The sequence below is a fragment of the Amycolatopsis sp. 505 genome (genome assembly GCF_031625235.1).
Lineage (GTDB): Bacteria > Actinomycetota > Actinomycetes > Mycobacteriales > Pseudonocardiaceae > Amycolatopsis.
In genome coordinates, this window is record NZ_JACKQP010000008.1 from 331,028 (window position 1) to 349,399 (window position 18,372).

Sequence of the window (18,372 nt, forward strand, 5' to 3'; positions counted from 1 at the left end):
TTTCGCCCCAGAAAGCGCCCGGTTCGGTGTCAGTCGAAAAGCGACAAATCGACAGACTCGGCCAGGGCCCGGTAGCCGGCGTCGCTGCCGTGCAGGAAGTCGCCGGAGTGGAACTCCGCCCGGATCCGGCTGGGCTGGTCCGGATCGCGCCAGACGGCGTCGAAGTCCAGCACCGCGTCGAACGCCCCGCCGGTGCGGATCCACTCGTTCACCACCTGCCGCGCGGCCTCACCCTCCGCGGAGTAGGCCTCCGAGCCGCCGAAGGGCGCGATCGTGGTGGCGTAGACCCGCACGCCGTGTTCGCGCGCCCGCGCCGCCAGCTGCCGGAAGCCGGCGATGACGTCGTCCGTCGTCACCGGCCCGCCGGGGAACATCTTCAGGAAGTCGGCGAGAGGACCGTCGTCGCGCGGGGCGAAGGAGATCGCGATGTCGTTGCCGCCCGCGGAGAGCACGACGCCGCCGAGGCCCGGCGTCGCCAGGACGTCCCGGTCGAAGCGGGCCAGCACGGACGCACCGAACCGGTCGTTGAGCATCCGGTTGCCGCTGATGCCCTGGTTGACGACGAAGCCGGCGCCGCGCGCGGCCAGCAGTTCCGGCCAGCTGTGGTGGGTGTCCGGAGTGGACCCGGCACCGTCGGTGCGCGAGTCGCCGATCACGACGACGGCCGAAGCCGGCGCGTCGGGGAGCACCTCGACCGCGGAGAGCAGCGCCCGCACCGGCAGCTCCGTGGCGTCCGGCGGCAGCTCGGGAGCGGCGACGGCGTCACCCGGGATCGTCCAGCCGGTGTCCAGCACGGGATCGTGGCACGTACAGGTCTCCACGCGTCCGGGCAGGTAGAGGCTGATGGACAACTCCGTCAGCGCCGCCGCCGGCAGGTCGACGGGGTCACTCAGCATCGGCGCCCCCACCGGGATGGTGCCGGACGCGGCACCGGAGAACGTCAGCACGCGCCCCTCCCGCACCCCGCCGCCCGGCACCGCGAGACCCACGTGGGCCGCGCCGATGGTCACCGGCGCGGTCCCGAACTCGTTGGTGAAGCGGACGCGCACCCGGCGCCCGCCGCCGCTGAGGCGCACCACCTGGCGAAGGGTCACGCCGGCGAGCGGCGGGTGGTCGTCGAGGGAGCCCAGCCCGTCGTGAGCCGATTGGGGTGCCGCACCCCAGCTGCGCACCCAGGGAATCTGCGTCTCGGTCATGTCTGCCTCCGTTGCTGGATCCGATGTCCGAAGGCTGCGGCGGGCCGCTCACACGCGACGCACGCGGCGCTGACACGATCGACGCATGGAGGGGCTTCGCATCACGCTGCTGGGCACGTTCCAGGTGTCCCGGGGTGACGTCGTCCTGCCGGTGCCGGGCGCGCGGTTGCAGGCCCTGCTCGTCCGGCTGGCGCTCGCCGGCGGCCGCGCGGTCGAGCCGGGCGTGCTGGTCGACGCCGTGTGGGGTGACGATCCGCCGTCCGGTACCGCCTCGGCCCTGCAGACCCTCGTCTCCCGGCTGCGCCGCGCCCTCACCGCGGCCGACGGGGTGCTCGTGCAGGTGGCGGGCGGCTACCGGCTGGCCGTGGACACCGTGGACGCGGTGCGCTTCGAAGAGCTCGCCGCGGCCGGCCGGGAGCGGCTGCGGGCCGGTGACGCGGACGCCGCGAGCGCCGCACTCGCCGAGGCCGTGGCGCTGTGGGGCGAGCCCGCGGTCATCGCCGCCGTCGCCCCGGCGGTGGCGACCCGGTTGCTCCGGCTGTCGATCGAGGCCGTCGCCGACCTCGCCGACGCCGAATTGGCACTGGGACGCGCCGAGCCGGCCGCCGCCCGGCTGACCGCGTTGCTGGCCGAGCACCCGACGCACGAACGCGCGGCGGCCCTGCTGATGGACGCGCTTGCCGCGCAAGGACGTCAGGCCGAAGCGCTGACCGTGTACGAGCGGGTCCGCCAGACACTGGCGGAGGTTCTCGGCGCCGATCCGGGCACCGCTTTGCGGGAACGCCACCTGCGCCTGCTGCACCCCGCGCCCGAACCGGACCGCCCCCGGCCCGCTCCCCTGCCCGCGCCGCTGACCAGCTTCCTCGGCCGTGACGACGACCTCGCGCGCATCGGCGCCCTGCTCACGACCGGCCGGCTGGTCACCGTCCTCGGCCCGGGCGGCGCCGGCAAGACCCGGCTGGCGCTGGAGGCGGCTCGCCGGTACCGGCACGACGTCCGGCTCATCGACCTCGCGTCCGTCACCGAACCGGCGAAGGTGGGGCAGGCCGTGCTCGCCGGGATCGGGCTGCGGGGCGGCGCGCTGTTCGACGCCCGCCGGCGGGCCGGTGGAGGCGAGACGGACGTGCTCGTCAGCGAACTCGGCGGGCGGGAAAGCCTGCTGCTGCTCGACAACTGCGAGCACCTGATCGACGCCGTCGCCCACCTGGTCGCGACGCTGCTGCCGCGCTGCCCCGGCCTGCGGGTGCTCGCCACCAGCCGCGAACCCCTGGCCGTGGACGGCGAAGCGCTCGTGCCGCTGGGCCCGCTCGCCCTGCCCGGCCCCGATGACGACGTCCGCGAAGTGGCGTCCGTGCGGTTGTTCGCCGAGCGGGCGGCCGCCGTGCGTCCCGGCTTCGCCGTCGACGGCACCACGCGGGCCGACGTCGTGCGCGTGGTGCGGGGCCTGGACGGCCTGCCGCTGGCCCTCGAGCTGGCCGCCGCCCGGCTGCGGACGCTGTCGCTGCCCGATCTGGCCGACGGGCTCGCCGACCGGTTCCGGCTGCTCACCACCGGCAGCCGGACCGCGCCGCCGCGGCACCGCACCCTGCGTGCGGTCATCGCGTGGAGCTGGGAGCTGCTCGACGAGCGCGAACGCACGCTCGCGGACCGGATTTCCGTCCTGCCCGGCGGGGTCACGACCGCGTCGGCCGCCGCCGTCTGCGCCGGCGCGGTGCCCGCGGGCGACGTGCCCGAGCTGCTCGCCGCCCTCGTCGACCGGTCGCTGCTGCAGCTCGCGCCGGGGCGCTACCGCATGCTCGAGACCATCCGCGAGTACGGGATCGAGCGCCTCACCGGCTCCGGCGACCTCGGCGCGGTCCGCGACCTGGCCGCGGCCCACTTCGCCGGGTTGCCGGCCCGGTACGACCCCGAGCTGCGCGGACCCGGCCAGCTGGCGGCGATGGCCGTCATCGGCGCCGAGTACGACAACACGCTCGCCGCCCTGCGGCACCTGTGCACCACCGGCAACGCCGCCGCGATCCGCCTGGCCCTGGCGCTGACCTGGTACTGGCAGATGTTCGGCCGCGACGCCGACGCCGGCTACTGGCTGGGCGAGGCCTTGGCGGTGCCCGGCGAGCCGTCGCCCGAGCGGGACTGCGCCCGGGCCGCCCACCTGCTCAGCCGGGCGGACATCCTGTCGGGCCTCACCGCCCGGGAGGCCGCGGCGGACCGGGCGGAGATGCGCGAGCTGGCGGGACGGCTGCTGGCGCACCCGGGACTGCCGAGCCACTACCGCGTCTTCGGCCCGATGCTGCTCTTCCTGCTGGGCGACGAGACCGCCCCCGCGCACTTCCGGCGGCTGGCCGAGGGGGACGACGAGTGGTTGTCCGGGCTGGCGCACAAGTTCCAGGCCGAAATCGCCGAGAACGCGGGTGAGCTCGACCGGGTGCGCGTCCACGTGGAGGCGGCCCTGGCCGGCTTCCGGCGGGCCGGCGACCGGTGGGGCCAGGCGGCGACGCTGCCGATGCGCGCCCAGCTGCGGCGCTACGACGACCTCGACGGCGCGCTGGCCGACCTGCGCGAGGCCCGGTCGCTGGCGGGCGAATTCGGTGTGCCCAGCCTCGGGGACCAGCTCTACAACGACCTGCGCTGGTTCGACCTGTACATCCGGCGCGGCGAAACCGGCCGGGCCCTGGACGTCATCGGCGCCGCCCGGGAGCGGGTGCGGCGCACGTCGTCGGCGGAACTGCCGGTTCTGGTCGACGGCTGGGAGGCCGGGCTGCGGGTGCAGCTCGGCGAGCTGGCCGAGGCCGGTGCCCTGCTCGACGACGCCGAACGCCGGCTGCTCGGCGACACCGGGTTCCCCTCCGACCACGCCCGGACGCTGATCGCGGGAGCGCGGTCCGCCCTGTGCCTGGCCCGGGGCGACCTGGCCGGCGCGGCCGAGGCCGGGCGCGCGGCGTACGCGGCCGCGCTGGCGGCCCGCGACCTGCCGATCCTGTCGCTGGTGGCGGTGCACACGGCCGCCCTCGCCGACGCACTCGGGCGGCCGCACGAATCGGCCGTCCTGCTCGGCGCCGCCGCCCGGCTGCGCGGCGCGCACGACCGCACCGATCCGCAGGTCCGCGCCCTCACCGGCCGGGGCCGGGCCACGCTCGGCGAGGACGAATTCGCCGCGGCGTACGCGAACGGCTGGGAGCTGGACGCGGCATCGGCGGTGGCCCGCCTCGCTTTGTGAGCGCGGTGTGCGCGCCTTGTGCGTGCCGGCGGTCAGGCTCGAGGCACGTTGCACGACCTCGAGAAGGCGGTTTGTCATGCATGACGTGGTGATCGTGGGGGCGGGCCCGGTCGGGCTGTTCCTCGCCGGCGAACTCGGCCTCGCCGGCCGTTCGGTGCTGGTGCTCGAACGGGAGCCGGAGCCGCAATCGCCGTGGCGGAGCTTCCCGCTCGGCCTGCGGGGCCTGACAGGCGGGTCGGTCGAGGCGTTCCACCGCCGCGGAATGCTGCCCGCACTGCTCGCCGCGTCCAATGTGGACGAACGTCCCGAGGCGGTCGCTCCCCGTTCGGTCGGCCACTTCGCCGGAATGCCGCTCGACCCGGCGGACGTCGACCTCGCGCGCCTGCCCCACCGGCTGCCCAGCCCGGCGCTCGACGGCATCATGACCAGCCTCGAAGCGGTGGAAACGGTGCTGGCCGAGCGAGCCGGCAAGCTCGGCGTCGAGATCCGCCGTGGCGTTGCGGTCACGGCGGTGACGCAGGACGGCGCGGGGGTGGTCGCCCGGGCCGGCGAGGAGGAGTACCCGGCCCGCTGGCTCGTCGGCTGCGACGGCGGCCGCAGCGCGGTCCGGCGGCTGGCGGGCTTCGAGTTCACCGGCACCGAGCCGCAGCTCACCGGCTACCTCGCGCTGGCCACGCTCGCCGATCCCGGCGTTCTCCGGCGGGGCTTCACGGTGACGCCGCAGGGGATGTACGTGACGATGTCCGAGCCGGGCCACTTCGGTGTGCTGGACTTCGACGGCGGGGCGTACGACCGTTCGCAGCCGCCGACGCGGGAGCACCTCGAATCGGTGCTGCGCCGCGTGTCCGGCACCGACGTGACCCTCACCGACGTCCACCGGGTCTCCACCTTCACGGACCGCGCGAAGCAGGCGACGACGTACCGCCGCGGCCGCGTCCTGCTGGCCGGCGACGCGGCGCACATCCACTCGCCGCTGGGCGGCCAGGGCCTGAACCTGGGTATCGGCGACGCGATGAACCTGGGCTGGAAGCTCGCGGCGACACTGGCGGGGGACACGCCTTCGGGCCTCCTCGACACCTACCCGGCCGAACGCCACCCGGTCGGCGCGCGGGTGCTCGACTGGTCCCGCGCCCAGGTGGCGCTGATGCGCCCGGACCCGCATTCCCGCGCGGCCCGGTCGGTCCTCGGCGACCTCCTCGCCACCCGCGACGGCACGACGTACGTCTTCGAGCGGACGTCCGGGACTTCGCTGCGCTACTTCGGCGAAGACGGCATCTCCGGGCACAACGCACCGGACTTCGTGCTGACGGACGGCACCCGCCTCGCCGACCTGCTGCACGACGGCCGAGGTGTCGCGCTGGACTTCGGCGGCCGACTGCCCGCGCTCGGCGACCGGATCCGGTACGTCACCGGCCCGGCCCGGGACGACCTGGGGTTCGGGGCGGTCCTGGTCCGGCCGGACGGGATCGTCGCGTGGGCCGGGGGCCGGGAGCCGGACGTGGGCTCCTTCGAGGAGGCCGTGCGCCGCTGGTTCTGAACCAGTCCGGCCGATCGCCCGGTTCCGGCAGCAGTCCGGCGAAGTCGGGTGCGCCAGCGGCACCCGCGATGTCGCGAATGACTCATTCGGGACGTCCGAGGTCGCGAATGAGTCATTCGCGACCTCCGAGGAGCGCCGGCACCCGCGCCGACAGAACCTCGCCGGGACCATGAATGAGCCGATGGTAACGAAAAGGTAACGGCGCTGTGCCGGTTTGAACCGCTAGTCCGAAATGCCCGTTTCTGCCTACGTCGGGACCGCTGCCCGGGCGCGCGTCACCTTGCCGCGCCCGGGAAACCGAACGAGGTGAACAACTCCATGCCCCGAAAACCCGCCACGGGCCGGCACCGCATCACCCGGCGCACCAAGCTCGCCACCCTCGGACTGGGCCTGGCGCTCGCCGCCGGTGCCCTGGTCGTCGCCACCACCACCGGCGGCACCGGCACCGCCGGAGCGTCCGAAGTGGACAAGTCGTTCTTCGTCGACATCACGAAGGTGCCCAAGGGCACGAACGTCAACCAGGCCCTGCAACGCCAAGGCGCCCGCGGAACGTTCACCGTGGACTGCGGCCGCAACGAAAACCAGCACTTCAACCCGGACAACTTCATCGCCCAGCCCGGTGTCCGCAACGGCGCCGAGCACCTGCACGACTACGTCGGCAACCTCTCCACCAACGCCGACTCCACCAACGAAAGCCTCGCGAAGGCCGGCACCACCTGCAAGAACGGCGACAAGTCGACCTACTTCTGGCCGGTCGTCCGCATCGACACCGAGGAAGACGAAGAGAACCCGCCCGCCAAGGAGGTCTCGGGCGATCGCGAGCAGGCGAAACAGGAGAAGGCCGGGACGCAGGTCGACTGCCCGGACGTCGCCAGCAAACTCGCCGACGTCCCCGACCAGGCCGCCGCCGAGGTCGAGCGCAACCTCGACCTGCTCGACAACCAGGTCAAGGAAGCGAACGCGCGGATCGCGGGCGGCGACCTGAAGTCGGAGCAGGACATCCGCAACGCCGTGCTGAACCCGCTCGGCGACAAGCGCAAGGCGACTCTCGACCGCATGGCCATCGCCATCGGCCGGACCGGGACGAAGCCGGAGGACCTCGGCGGTCTGGCGGCCTGCGCCCTGAAGAAGAACGGCCAGGGCGGGCTCGACAACGGCGGCGGCAACAGCAACGGCAAACCCGCCGAACTGCCGGGGGTCGACGAGAACAACGAAATCGGCGACAACGAAGGCGAAATCCAGCGCGTCGAGCGGGCCGATCTGACCTTCACCAGCGGCGGCGCCCGCCGGGTCGTGGCGATGCCGCAGTTCCTCCGGATCCTCTACGGCGACGCCAAGCAGAGCACGAACGGGCCGGCCAACGTCCGGCCGAGCTGGACGTGCAGCGGGTTCGAGGACCGGCTCACCGACAAGTACCCGATCTGTCCCGAGGGCAGCAAGGTGAAGCGGATCCACGCCTTCCCGAACTGCTGGGACGGCAAGAACATCGACAGCGCCAACCACCGCTCGCACATCGTGTTCGCCGACCGGCAGGGCCGGTGCCCGCAGGGCTTCAAGAACGTTCCGCAGCTGCGGATCACGCTGACCTACGACATCCCGCGGGAGGTCCAGGTCAACGGACAGTACAAAGTGGACGCCTTCGAGCAGGAGAACCACAACCCCCGCTCGGACCACGACGATTTCGCCAACGTCATGGGCCAGCGCCTGATGAACCAGGTGGTCCGCTGCATCAACAGCGGCCAGCGCTGTTCGCAGTGAACTGCCGGTAGATGCGGCTCAGGGCCGGAAAGCTCGTGCTTTCCGGCCCTGAGCGCGCGGGTGCTTACTGGTGCAGGAGGGAGGTCGCCGACCCGAGGAGGGCGCCCGGGCCCTGCTGGGTCAGGTCCGGCATCGCGGGGAGCAGTCCCTGGACGTTCGGCAGGAGCCCGCCCAGCAGCGGCAGCCCGTCGCCGATGGCCCGGCCCGACGTCGCCGTCAGCGGCAGTGTCGGCAGATCGGTCGCCGTGAGCTCGCTGCCGAGCGGCGCGTTGAGGTCCGGTTCCTGCAGGTCGCCGTCGACCTCGGCACTCGGCACGTGCTGGACCAGGGACGCCGGCACCGTGTACCGCACGGTCGGCGCGGGAAGCGCGTGGGCGGCGGGCAGCACCGCGTCGACGGCCTGGGCCGGCTGCGGCAGGTCCACGCCGGCCGCGGCGGCGGTCCCGGCGCCGACCAGCAGGAGGCCGCCGCTGACCAGGGCGACCTGCAGGATTCGCTTGGTGTGAATGCGCATGACAAATACTCCTTCGAGCAAGACAGGGGGGATTGGTCCGCGGAAAAACGAGGCGGATCAATCAGGCGTGACGCCGGGCCGGATTTCCGCGGACACCACGTCACGGTGCGACACACCATTCCGGCAGCGCACCGACTGCGCTTGGTTTGCGAAATCCGGCAGCACGACATCGCCGTAACCGCGATCCTGCCCGGACGCGGGACCGGCATTGGCCGAAATCGAGCAGGGCGGCGGCCACGATCGTCCGCCGGGATCTTCCCCGCCGTGTTCGGCCTGAAGGTCGGCCGGCAACGGTCCCGTGGTCGTGACGACGCGAACCGGGACCGTCGCCGATGCGGGTTCGGCTGGTCGCTCACGCGGGACGCTGTCCACCAGCGCGGGCGGGGCGTCGATCGGCCTCGCGGCGCTGAGGCTCGCCTTTTCGGCGTGGTCGCGAGGATCCTTGGCCGGGCTGTCGAGCTCGGTCGGCCCGGTCGCGGCAATCCGCCCGACAGCGGCGACGGCCGCGGGAATGGCTTGGGGCACCTGGCTTTGCACCAGGTCGGCCAGCCGGGCCGGGTCCACGCTCGGCAATTCGGGCACCGCGGGCAGCACCGGGGCAGCCATCCCGAGCGGGCCGTCCGTGATCTGGGTGACGGTGCTGGCCGACGCGGTGGCGGTCAGCCACGCAAGCGCGCAGGCGGCGGCAGCGCCCCCGACGACAACGAGGGCGCGCGCCAGGAAACGACCGGCCTTCGCCGGGTCTTTTTCCCGCCTGGTCACGATCGCAGTCCCGTCTGTTCCACCACCGACGATCAATCCCGCCGATTCGGCAGCTTCACCATAACGACACCGCATTCACCGTCGAGACTCACCCCCGTTTTTCGGGCCCGCGCAATTGTGGCAATTCACCCGGTACAGCGATAACGCGGCTGAATACCTTGGATTTTCGGCACCCCGATCGGGGGATCACGGCCGGAGCAGGACCTTGGTCCAGCCGTCTTCGCGGTGGTCGAACCGCTCGTAGCCCTCGGCCGCCTGGTCCAGCGGCAGTTCGTGCGACACGAGGAACGAGGGGTTGGCCCGGCCGGTGATGATCAGGTCGCGCAGCCGCCGGTTGTACCGCTTGACCGGGCACTGCCCGGTGCCCATGCGCTGGCCCTTCGTGAACAGCGTGCCGTAGTCGAACCCGATCCGGCCCTCCTTCGCCCCCTCGGTCGCCGCGCCCGGGTCCTGCGGGACGTAGACGCCGACGACCCCGATGCCGCCGGTCGAGCGCACCGACTTGACCAGGTTGTCCAGCACCAGCTCCGGGTGCTCCTGGCCGGAGTGGTCGTGCGCCTGATACCCGACGGCCTCGACCCCGCAGTCCGCGCCCTGGCCGCCGGTGGCCGCCATGATCTGCTCCACCGGGTCCGCCTCGCTGAAGTCCACCGGCAGCACGCCGATCTTCTCGGCCAAGGCCAGCCGGTCGCGTTCCTTGTCGACCACATAGACCTCGGCCGCGCCGCGGAGCACCGCGCTGTGCGCGGCCAGCAGGCCCACCGGCCCGGCCCCGAACACGACCACCCGATCGCCCGGGCGCATCCCGGCCAGCTCGGTGCCGTGCCAGCCGGTCGGGAAGATGTCCGACAGCATCGTGAAGTCGTTCTCGTACTCGGTACCCGCGGGCAGGTCGAGCAGGTTGAAGTCGGCGTAGGGCACGCGCAGGTACTCGGCCTGGCCACCGTCGTAGGGACCCATGTTCGCGTAGCCGTACGCGGCGCCGTCCATGCCTTCGGCCGGGTTGACCCGCAGGCAGAACGACGTCCAGCCCTCCAGGCAGTTCCGGCAGGTGCCGCAGGCGACGTTGAACGGCACCGACACCCGGTCGCCGACCTTCACCCGGGTGACCCCCGCGCCGATCTCGACGACGATGCCCATGTTCTCGTGGCCGAGGACCTTGCCCTCCTCGACCGCGGTCCGGCCCTCGTACATGTGCAGGTCGGACCCGCAGATGTTCGTGGTCGTGATCTTCACGATCGCATCCGTCGGCTGGTCGATCCCCGGATCGGGCACCTCGCGCACTTCCACCTGACGCGGACCCCGGTACACCACTGCCTTCATCTCGACTCCCATCCATCACCGCATGTCCGGCGCGGCTACCCGGCGTGTCCCGCGGTAACCGCCGATCAGGGGAGGTCGAGGATCGTCTTCCCGCGACCGTGCCCGGAATCGAGCCGTTCGTGCGCTTTGCGCACCTGGTCGAGCGGCAGGACCTCGTCGACCACCGGCCGGGCCTGACGACGTTCGAACACCGGGGTCAGCTCCTCCAGACGACGGCGTTCGCGGGTCAGCATGATCCCGTGCAGCTGCTGGTTGCGCTGGTACAGCGCGCTCAGCTCGCCCTTGGGAGCCAGGACCGTCGCGATCCGGCCGAACGCGCGGGTCGCCGCGCAGCTCTTGACCAGGTTCTCCCCGCCGACGAGATCCAGCACGGCGTCGACGCCGGTGCCGCCGGTGTGCTCGAGCGCCACCTCGACCGGGTCGGCGGCGTGGTAGTCGATCGGGACCGCACCCAGGTCACGCAGCAGATCCTGGTTGTCGGGGCCGGCCGTGGCGAGCACCCGGGCGCCCGCCGCGACGGCGAACTGGACGGCGAACGTGCCGACCCCGCCCGCGCCGGCGTGCACCAGCACCGTCTCACCGGGACGGACGGCGAGCCGGCGCACGATCGCCTCCCACGCCGTACCCCCGGCCAGCGGGATCGCCGCCGCTTCGACGTGACTGAGCCCGCGGGGCTTGGGTGCCACGATGGCCGCGGCCACGACGTTCAGCTCCGTGTAGCCGCCCGCCCGCGACGTCAGTTCCGGCGTGTAGAAAACCTCGTCTCCCTCGGCGAAATCCGTCACGCCGGGGCCGAGCGCCGCCACGACACCCGAGACGTCACCGCCCAGGACGGCCGGCAGTTCGAGGTCCGGGATCGCGACCCCCTGCCGGATCTTCGCCTCCACCGGGTTCGTCCCCGCCGCGAGCACCCGGACCAGGATCTCCCCCGGCCCCGGCTCGGGCCGGTCGACCTCTTCCAGCGTCAGGACCTCCGGACCACCGAATTCCGCCATCACCACGGCTCGCACAGACATCCCGTTCGCGTACCCGGCGAAGGCCCGGGCAAACGACTCCCGTTTGCCGACCACTCGCGCGGGTAGCCGCCCAGCGCGGCGTAGTGCGCGCCGCCCCTGACCGGAAGGAGGCGACGTGCCCGCACGCACCGCCGATGGCCCGGAACTGCTGCCCGAAACCGAAGAGCTGGCCACTGGCAAGAACTTCGCCGCGGTCACCACCGTGCTGCCGAGCGGGCGGCTGCAGACCCAGATGATCTGGGTCGACGTCGAGGACGGCGAGATCGTGCTCAACACCGAAACCCACCGCGCGAAGGCCCACAACGTCGCCCGCGACCCGCGGATCACCGTGCTGATCCGGGACGAGGCGAACCCCTACCGCTACGCCGAGGTCCGCGGCCAGGTGACCGGCGTCGAGAACGGTGAACGCGCCCGCCGCCAGGTCGACCGGCTGTCCCGCAAGTACACCGGCGAGGACTACCCACCGGACAACATCAAGTCCGAGCGCGTCATCCTGCGGGTGACCCCCGAGCGGCAGACCTACATCGACCAGGCCAAGGGCATCGCCGACTGACCAGGAGGACGAGACGTGGGACTGCTCGACGAACGGGACCGCTGGTCCGGCCGGGTGTTCACCGGCGAATGGACACCCACCGGCGCGACAACGGCTTCGACCGAGCCCGCCACCGGCGACGAGCTCGGCCAGGTCGGCACGGCCACCGCCGGCGACGTCACCCGCTCCGCCGCCACCGCGGCCGAACGCGCGCGGGACTGGGCGCACGCCGGCTACCGGGAACGCGCCGCCGTCCTGCGCCGCGCCGCGGCCCTGTTCGAACAGCACCGCGACGAGATCGCCGGCTGGCTCACCCGCGAAGCCGGTAAAACCGCCACCGCCGTCGAACTCGAGCTGAACCTCACCCTCGACGAGCTGCACGAAGCCGCGTCGCTGGCCAGCGCACCGTGGGGCACGCTGCTGCCCACCACCCAACCCGGCCGCACCAGCGTCGCCCGGCGCGTCCCCTTCGGCGTGGTCGCGGTGATCGCGCCGTGGAACTTCCCCCTCATCCTGGCCATGCGGTCGGTCGCCCCGGCCCTGGCGACCGGCAACGCGGTCGTGCTCAAACCCGCCAGCGACACCGCGATCTGCTGCGGTGTCGTCATCGCCCGCCTCTTCGAAGAAGCCGGCCTGCCCGCGGGGGTGCTGCACATGCTGCCCGGCAAGGGCAGCGAGCTCGGCAACGCCGTCGCCGAGGACCCGCACATCGACATGATCTCCTTCACCGGCTCGACCCCGGTCGGCCGCGAACTGGCGAAGGCGGCGGCCGCCGGGTTCAAGAAGTTCGTCTCCGAACTCGGCGGCAACAACGCGTTCGTCGTCCTCGACGACGCCGACGTCCCGGCCGCCGCGGCCGCGGGCGCGTTCGGCAGCTTCGTCCACCAGGGACAGGTCTGCATGGCCGTGGGCCGTCACCTGGTCGCCGAGAAGATCGCCGACGCCTACGTCGAGGAACTCACGCGGATCGCCGACGGCCTGCGGGTCGGCGATCCCCGCGAGGACGTCGACCTGGGGCCGGTCATCAACTCCAGCCAGGCCGAGCACATCGAATCGGTCGTGGCGCGGTCGGTCGACGCGGGCGCGAAGGTCACCTCCGGCGGCCGCCACGACGGCTTGTTCTTCCGGCCGACCGTGCTCGCCGGCGTCGCCCCCGAGATGCCGGCCTTCACCGAGGAGATCTTCGGGCCGGTCGCGGTCGTCACCACCTTCACCGACGACGACGAAGCCGTCCGCCTCGCCAACGCCACCCCCTACGGGCTCGTCGCCGGAGTCCACAGTGGATCCGCCGTTCGCGCCCGCGCGGTCGGCGACCGGCTGCACGCCGGAATGGTGCACGTCAACGACCAGACCGTGAACGACGAAACCATCGCGCCCTTCGGCGGCATCGGCGAATCCGGCGGGAGCAGCCGGTTCGGCTCGTTCGTCAACCTCGACGAGTTCACCCGCTGGCAGTGGGTCACGGTCCGCGACGAGCAGAGCCGGCCCCGGCTGTGAGCACCGGCCGGCCGGCGCGGACCGTGCCCGGCGCCGGTGGAAAGGTCAAGCGGAGACGTCCAGGACGGTCTTGAGCCAGCCTTCCTCGCGGCGGTCGAACGTCTCGTACGCCGAGATCGCGTTCGCCGGTTCCTCGTGCTGGGTGATGAACGCCAGCGGGTCGACCGCGCCGGAAGCGACCATGCCCAGCAGCCGCGGCACGTACCGGCGGTGGTTGCAGTTGCCCAGCTTGACGGTCAGGTTGCGGTTCATCGCGTCGCCCAGCGGGAACCGGTCGAACCCCGGCGGGTACACGCCGATCACGCCGATGCTGCCCGCCTTCGCGACGGCCTCCACCGCCCACCGCGCGGCCAGGCTCGGCGCGTCCCCGGGCACCCACTGCTCCCCCGACGGCGCTGCGTCCGGCGCGGCCAGCGCCCGCTCCTGATCGAACTGTCCGGCCTGCTCCGCGAGCTTCTCGGCGGCCGGCCCGCCCGAGGGCCGCTGCGCGTCGACGCCGACCGCGTCGATCACCCGGTCCACCCCGATGCCGCCGGTCAGCTCCTTCACCACCGCGACCGGGTCTTCGCGGTTGAAGTCGACGGTTTCGGCGTTCTGCCCGCGGGCCTTGTCCAGCCGCGACGGCAGCCCGTCGACGACGAACACGCGCCCCGCGCCCTGCCGCTTGGCCGAGGCGATGGCGAACTGCCCGACCACGCCGGCGCCCAGGACCAGCACGCTGTCGCCGTGGCCGACCTCGGCCAGCCGGGCGCCGAACCAGGCGGTCGGGAAGATGTCCGAAACCAGGATCGCCTGGTCGTCGCTCACCTGGTCGGGGATGCGCACCAGCGTGGTCATCGCGAACGGGATCCGGGCGTACTCGGCCTGGAGCCCGTCGACCGGGCCGGTCGTTTCCGGGCCGCCGAAGAACGACGTCCCCGCCGACGGCCCGTTCGGGTTGGCCGTGTCGCACTGGGCGAAGTACCCGGCCCGGCAGTACGAACAGGTGCCGCACCCGATCGTGGACGTGACGACCACGCGGTCACCGGGTGAGAACCCGCGCACGGCCGGACCGACCTCTTCCACCACCCCGACAGCCTCGTGCCCCAGGATCGTCCCCGGCTGCATGCCGGGCATCGTGCCGCGGACCAGGTGCAGATCGGTGCCGCAGATGGCGCTGCGGGTGACGCGGATGATCGCGTCGCTGGGCTCGAGGATCTTGGGGTCGGGTACCTCGTCGATGCGGATGTCCCCGATGCCGTGCCAGACGACTGCCTTCACTGCTCCTCCTTCGGCCGGAAGCCAGTCGCGTACCCGCCGCGGTGGCCGGTACGCGTTCCGCGGCGAAGCGGTTGACGCGGCGCCGGGCGGGTACGCGGCAACGGTCCCCGAATCGAACGGAGCCGTGATGACCCCGACCGACCAGCCGCTCGGCGAACTCGAAGTCGTGCACGAATTCACCGGCCCGATGCCGACCGGGGTCAGCGTGTCCCGCGGCGGCCGCGTCTTCGTCAACTTCCCGAAATGGGGCGACGACGTCCGTTTCACCGTCGCCGAACTCCGCGACGGCGACCTCGTCCCGTATCCCAGCCAGGAGTTCAACGACGCGGCGAGCGACACCGACCCGGCCGCCCTGGTCTCGGTGCAGAGCATCGTCGTCGATCCCGCCGATCGGCTCTGGATCCTCGACACCGGAAGCCCGCTGTTCCAGCCCACCGCCCACGGCGGCCCGAAACTGGTCCGCGTCGACCTCGAGCGCGACGAGGTCGCGGCGACGATCCTCTTCCCCGAGGACGTCGCCCTGCCCACGACCTACCTCAACGACGTGCGCTTCGACCTCGGCCGCGGGGTCGCGTTCATCACCGACTCCGCCGACCAGGGCCCCAACGGCATCATCGTCGTCGACCTGAACACCGGCGAATCATGGCGGCGGCTGCACGACCACCCCAGCACCAAGGCCGAAGAGCCGCCGGACCTGCGCATGGTGGTCGAAGGCTGCGACTTCGTGGAGCGCTCGGAAGACGGCACGACCAGCCCGATCAGGATGGGCGCGGACGGCATCGCCATCGGCGCGGACGGCGCCCGCTTGTACTACTGCTGCCTGGCTTCCCGCCGCTGGTGGAGCGTCTCGACCGACGCCCTGATCAACCGCGACCTGGACGACGACGCGGTCGCGGCGACGATCATCGACGAAGGCGACAAAGGCGGCGCCGGAGACGGCCTGGAAACCGACGACCAGGGCCGCCTCTACGTCACCGACGGTGAGCACAACGCCATCCACCGCCGCCACCCGGACGGCCGTTGGGAGACAGTCGTCCACGACCCCAGGTTGCTGTGGCCGGACACGATGTCGGTGGCGGACGGCTACCTGTACGTGACGGCGAACCAGTTGCACCGCCAGGACAAGTACCGCGGTGGCAAGGACGAGCGCGAGTACCCGTACGTCTTGTTCCGCACCCCGATCGACGCCGGCCCGGTCAACCTCCGCTGAGGACGTGCGGTCGGAGCGGGTCTCCGTGGCGTCGGCGCGGGTCACAGAAAGTGATAACTGGCAGGGTTCACCCAGACGGCGAGTGGTCCGTCGTCTCGATGATGGGCACGCGCGGCCGGTCAAGTTGTACTGGATGTGCCGAATCCAGACGACGAGGGAGAACCATGCTCACGCGTACCGCGCTGGCCGCCCTGTTCACCGCCACCGCTGCCGCGGCGCTGATGCCGCCGGCCGCCACCGCCGCCGAGGCCGACCCGGCCGACTACGTGATCGAGTCGGCCAACGGCACGGAGCGGGTGTGGCAGCAGACGCTGTGGGACGGCGAACCCACCATCACCGCGGACTTCCACGGCAGCGACAACCAGCACTGGATCCTCTGGGGCAACCGCACCATCCAGAACACCGGAACCGACCTCTGTGCCACGGCCGACCACGGCCGGGTCATCGGCGCGGACTGCAACGGCGACGACCCGGCACAGCGCTGGACGATCCGCGGCGACCACAACCAGAAGCAGCTGCGGAACGAAGAAACGGGAAACTGCGCGACCTACGAGGGCCACGAGGACCAGCTGACCCTGCACACCTGCGACGGCGGCCGCATCAACCAGCGCTGGTACCTCAACATCTGACCGGTTCCACGATCACGCCGGCACGCCGTTCTCGCTCGGGCTTGCCCTGTGCGAGATCGGCTCGCCGTAGGCGAGGCTCCTCTGGCCGCACGCCACGAGCCTCGCTGGTGTTGTACGTCTCGTCACTGGGATGCGCCCCACCGACCAGCCGGCCCGCGTCCAGGCGGACCCTGGTTACGCTGGCTGAGGTGCGTGGTGCCCTCGCACGGGATCGGCCACCGCTGAAGGACTTTCAAAGTCGGGCAGCGTGCTCCGGCCAGACGACTGTGACGTCCAGACCTCGGTTCCTCGCCGCATCGACGACGTCCGCGGTGCCGCCATGGCCACCGGACGGCCCGCTGTCCCACACCGCGACCATCTTGTCCACGATGGACAGAACATGTTCGCTGGCGGCCATGTACGCGTCGCGGTTCGACTCGGTGAACGGCATCGTGTGGACGCTCGCGTTTGCGATGAGGCTGTCGAACTCGGCCGCGTTGTCCGGCTTGACCTTGCGCTCGCGGTAGTCCGCGGCCGGCAGCACGACTTCGAGCGTCCCACCCAACTCCAGAACGACTAGGGCGAAGACCTGGTCGGCGCCCCGGGCCAAGCAGGTGACCCCCACAAGATCGTCGCGCTGCTCCTTCAGGATCTCGCGGAGCTCGCCGGCCACGAGCTCGGCGGTGGCGTCGGTCAGGTTGGAGTGGCCGGTGATTCCGATGCGCACCACGGAGTGTCCTCTTCCTAGACTGCGAGCTTCGCTGCGACGACCTCGCGGACGTCGCGCACGGCAGGAACCGTAGCGAACGCCCCTGCCTCCCGATCGAAGTCCCGAAGCTTGACCCCGACCCGGCCCGACGTCCACGGCGCAGCATCAGGCAGGGCGATGCCGATCAGTTCGGCGGCGCGTTCCGGCTCGCGGGTGATCAGGTGGCTGCGGGCGAGCCCGATGAGGTCGAAGACGCGGTTGCGGACCCGATCGGGATCGCGCAGGGCGATCGCGTGGCCGATGTAGTCCTGAGCTTGGGCCGCGTGCCAGACGTCGTGTCGCGACAGGTCGCGATAGCGGGCGCCGATGACGCCCATTAGCTCGGCTTCGTCCAAGCTCCGGACCGAAGGCGTTGCCGCATCGCCGTCCCGGAGCCCCTCGCTGAAGTAGTCCTCGGCGAGCCGGACGGTCCGTCGGAACGCAGGCGCGTCACCGAGCTGGGCGTGTGCCCATGCCTCGCGGGTGGCCAGGACGGCTCGCAGCCGTGGGCTGGCCGTCCGGCGCGTGGCGTACTGCGCCAGCTGCACGACCTCCAGGCCGTCGGCCGGCCGGTCGAGGTCGAAGCACTGGCGGGCCAGTGAGGCGAGGGCGACCGCGGCAAGCGCGTCGTCGCCGGCGACGTGAGCCAGCTGAGCCGCCAGCTTGAAGTAGCGCTGCGCCGCGCCGTGTGCAGCTTCGTCCCAGGCCATCGTCGCGACGATGTCGGCGAGCTCGGCGCCGACGCGGAAGGCGCGACGCGTCTCCGCGGTACCGGACGGAGCCTCCTTCAGCCGGCGAAGGTGAGAGTCCAGCTGTGCCACGGCGGTCGAGCGTGCGACGGAGCCGCTGGCCGAACGCCAGCGACGAACGAATTGGACGAATTCTTCTGCCGAGGTCAGCTCGCCATGCGCTGAACGACGACGGTACGGCCGGCCCGGCGGAACTCGACGGCGGGGTGAATCCGAGCGCGGCGTCGTCCGCCGCGCTCAGGACATGCCGAAGAGCGGCTCGATAAGCCGCACTCGGCCACCGAACGACGCCGCGCTCGAGCTTCGCCACGTAGTGGGCGTCGAAGGGATAGCGGGTACGGGTCGTCTCCCACAACCAGCGGGCGACCCCATCTGCGACATCGGCCCGAGACGCGCGTTCACCAGGCACGCTCGACGAGGGCAGCCGTTCCCGCGCTGCCCGCAG

At 72.0% G+C, this 18,372-nt stretch carries 15 protein-coding genes; 7 read left to right on the forward strand and 8 right to left on the reverse strand.

The window, feature by feature from the left end; all coding sequences use genetic code 11:
• Positions 1–29: 29 nt before the first annotated feature.
• Positions 30–1,196: an SGNH/GDSL hydrolase family protein gene (locus tag H5965_RS29355; protein ID WP_310973684.1), complete on the reverse strand. Its 1,167-nt coding sequence runs from the start codon at positions 1,194–1,196 to the stop codon at positions 30–32.
• Between the two features lie 85 nt (positions 1,197–1,281).
• Here H5965_RS29355 and H5965_RS29360 point away from each other — a divergent pair, with 85 nt between their 5' ends.
• The 3 genes from H5965_RS29360 (at position 1,282) to H5965_RS29370 (ending at position 7,708) form a co-directional block, all read left to right on the forward strand.
• Entirely contained in the window at positions 1,282–4,413 is a 3,132-nt protein-coding gene (locus H5965_RS29360; protein WP_310973685.1) for a BTAD domain-containing putative transcriptional regulator, read from the forward strand.
• A gap of 76 nt (positions 4,414–4,489) precedes the next feature.
• Positions 4,490–5,950 (forward strand): FAD-dependent monooxygenase, encoded by a 1,461-nt coding sequence (locus H5965_RS29365; protein ID WP_310973687.1) that lies wholly within the window; start codon positions 4,490–4,492, stop codon positions 5,948–5,950.
• 318 nt (positions 5,951–6,268) lie between these two features.
• On the forward strand, positions 6,269–7,708 hold the full coding sequence (locus tag H5965_RS29370) for a DUF1996 domain-containing protein (protein WP_310973689.1): 1,440 nt from the start codon (positions 6,269–6,271) through the stop codon (positions 7,706–7,708).
• A gap of 64 nt (positions 7,709–7,772) precedes the next feature.
• Here the strand turns inward: H5965_RS29370 and H5965_RS29375 are convergent, their stop codons facing one another.
• The 4 genes from H5965_RS29375 to H5965_RS29390 all read right to left on the reverse strand — a co-directional run bounded on the left by H5965_RS29375 (position 7,773) and on the right by H5965_RS29390 (position 11,323).
• On the reverse strand, positions 7,773–8,222 hold the full coding sequence (locus H5965_RS29375) for a hypothetical protein (RefSeq protein WP_310973691.1): 450 nt from the start codon (positions 8,220–8,222) through the stop codon (positions 7,773–7,775).
• Between the two features lie 57 nt (positions 8,223–8,279).
• Complete coding sequence (locus H5965_RS29380) at positions 8,280–8,984, reverse strand: hypothetical protein (protein ID WP_310973692.1); 705 nt, start codon at positions 8,982–8,984, stop codon at positions 8,280–8,282.
• A gap of 186 nt (positions 8,985–9,170) precedes the next feature.
• Entirely contained in the window at positions 9,171–10,307 is a 1,137-nt protein-coding gene (locus tag H5965_RS29385; protein WP_310973693.1) for a glutathione-independent formaldehyde dehydrogenase, read from the reverse strand.
• 65 nt (positions 10,308–10,372) lie between these two features.
• Complete coding sequence (locus H5965_RS29390; protein WP_310973694.1) at positions 10,373–11,323, reverse strand: zinc-binding dehydrogenase; 951 nt, start codon at positions 11,321–11,323, stop codon at positions 10,373–10,375.
• Positions 11,324–11,438: 115 nt separating this feature from the next.
• On the opposite strand from H5965_RS29390, the gene H5965_RS29395 reads away from it, so the two are divergent.
• Positions 11,439–11,876 carry a PPOX class F420-dependent oxidoreductase gene (locus H5965_RS29395; protein ID WP_310973695.1) on the forward strand — a complete coding sequence of 146 codons (438 nt, stop codon included), beginning with the start codon at positions 11,439–11,441 and terminating at the stop codon, positions 11,874–11,876.
• Positions 11,877–11,891: 15 nt separating this feature from the next.
• Positions 11,892–13,352: an aldehyde dehydrogenase family protein gene (locus tag H5965_RS29400; protein WP_310973697.1), complete on the forward strand. Its 1,461-nt coding sequence runs from the start codon at positions 11,892–11,894 to the stop codon at positions 13,350–13,352.
• 45 nt (positions 13,353–13,397) lie between these two features.
• On the opposite strand, the gene H5965_RS29405 is transcribed toward H5965_RS29400, so the two are convergent.
• On the reverse strand, positions 13,398–14,612 hold the full coding sequence (locus tag H5965_RS29405; protein ID WP_310973699.1) for a zinc-dependent alcohol dehydrogenase: 1,215 nt from the start codon (positions 14,610–14,612) through the stop codon (positions 13,398–13,400).
• Between the two features lie 127 nt (positions 14,613–14,739).
• Between H5965_RS29405 and H5965_RS29410 the strand changes: the two genes are divergently transcribed.
• Positions 14,740–15,822 carry an L-dopachrome tautomerase-related protein gene (locus H5965_RS29410; RefSeq protein WP_310973700.1) on the forward strand — a complete coding sequence of 361 codons (1,083 nt, stop codon included), beginning with the start codon at positions 14,740–14,742 and terminating at the stop codon, positions 15,820–15,822.
• 164 nt (positions 15,823–15,986) lie between these two features.
• Entirely contained in the window at positions 15,987–16,451 is a 465-nt protein-coding gene (locus H5965_RS29415) for an RICIN domain-containing protein (RefSeq protein ID WP_310973702.1), read from the forward strand.
• 232 nt (positions 16,452–16,683) lie between these two features.
• Here the strand turns inward: H5965_RS29415 and H5965_RS29420 are convergent, their stop codons facing one another.
• Both H5965_RS29420 and H5965_RS29425 read right to left on the reverse strand, forming a co-directional pair.
• Positions 16,684–17,160, reverse strand: a complete 477-nt coding sequence (locus H5965_RS29420; RefSeq protein ID WP_310973704.1) for a hypothetical protein — start codon at positions 17,158–17,160, stop codon at positions 16,684–16,686.
• A 14-nt stretch (positions 17,161–17,174) separates the two neighbouring features.
• Positions 17,175–17,999, reverse strand: coding sequence for a hypothetical protein (locus tag H5965_RS29425; protein ID WP_310973706.1), 825 nt, complete (start codon positions 17,997–17,999; stop codon positions 17,175–17,177).
• Positions 18,000–18,372 lie beyond the last annotated feature (373 nt).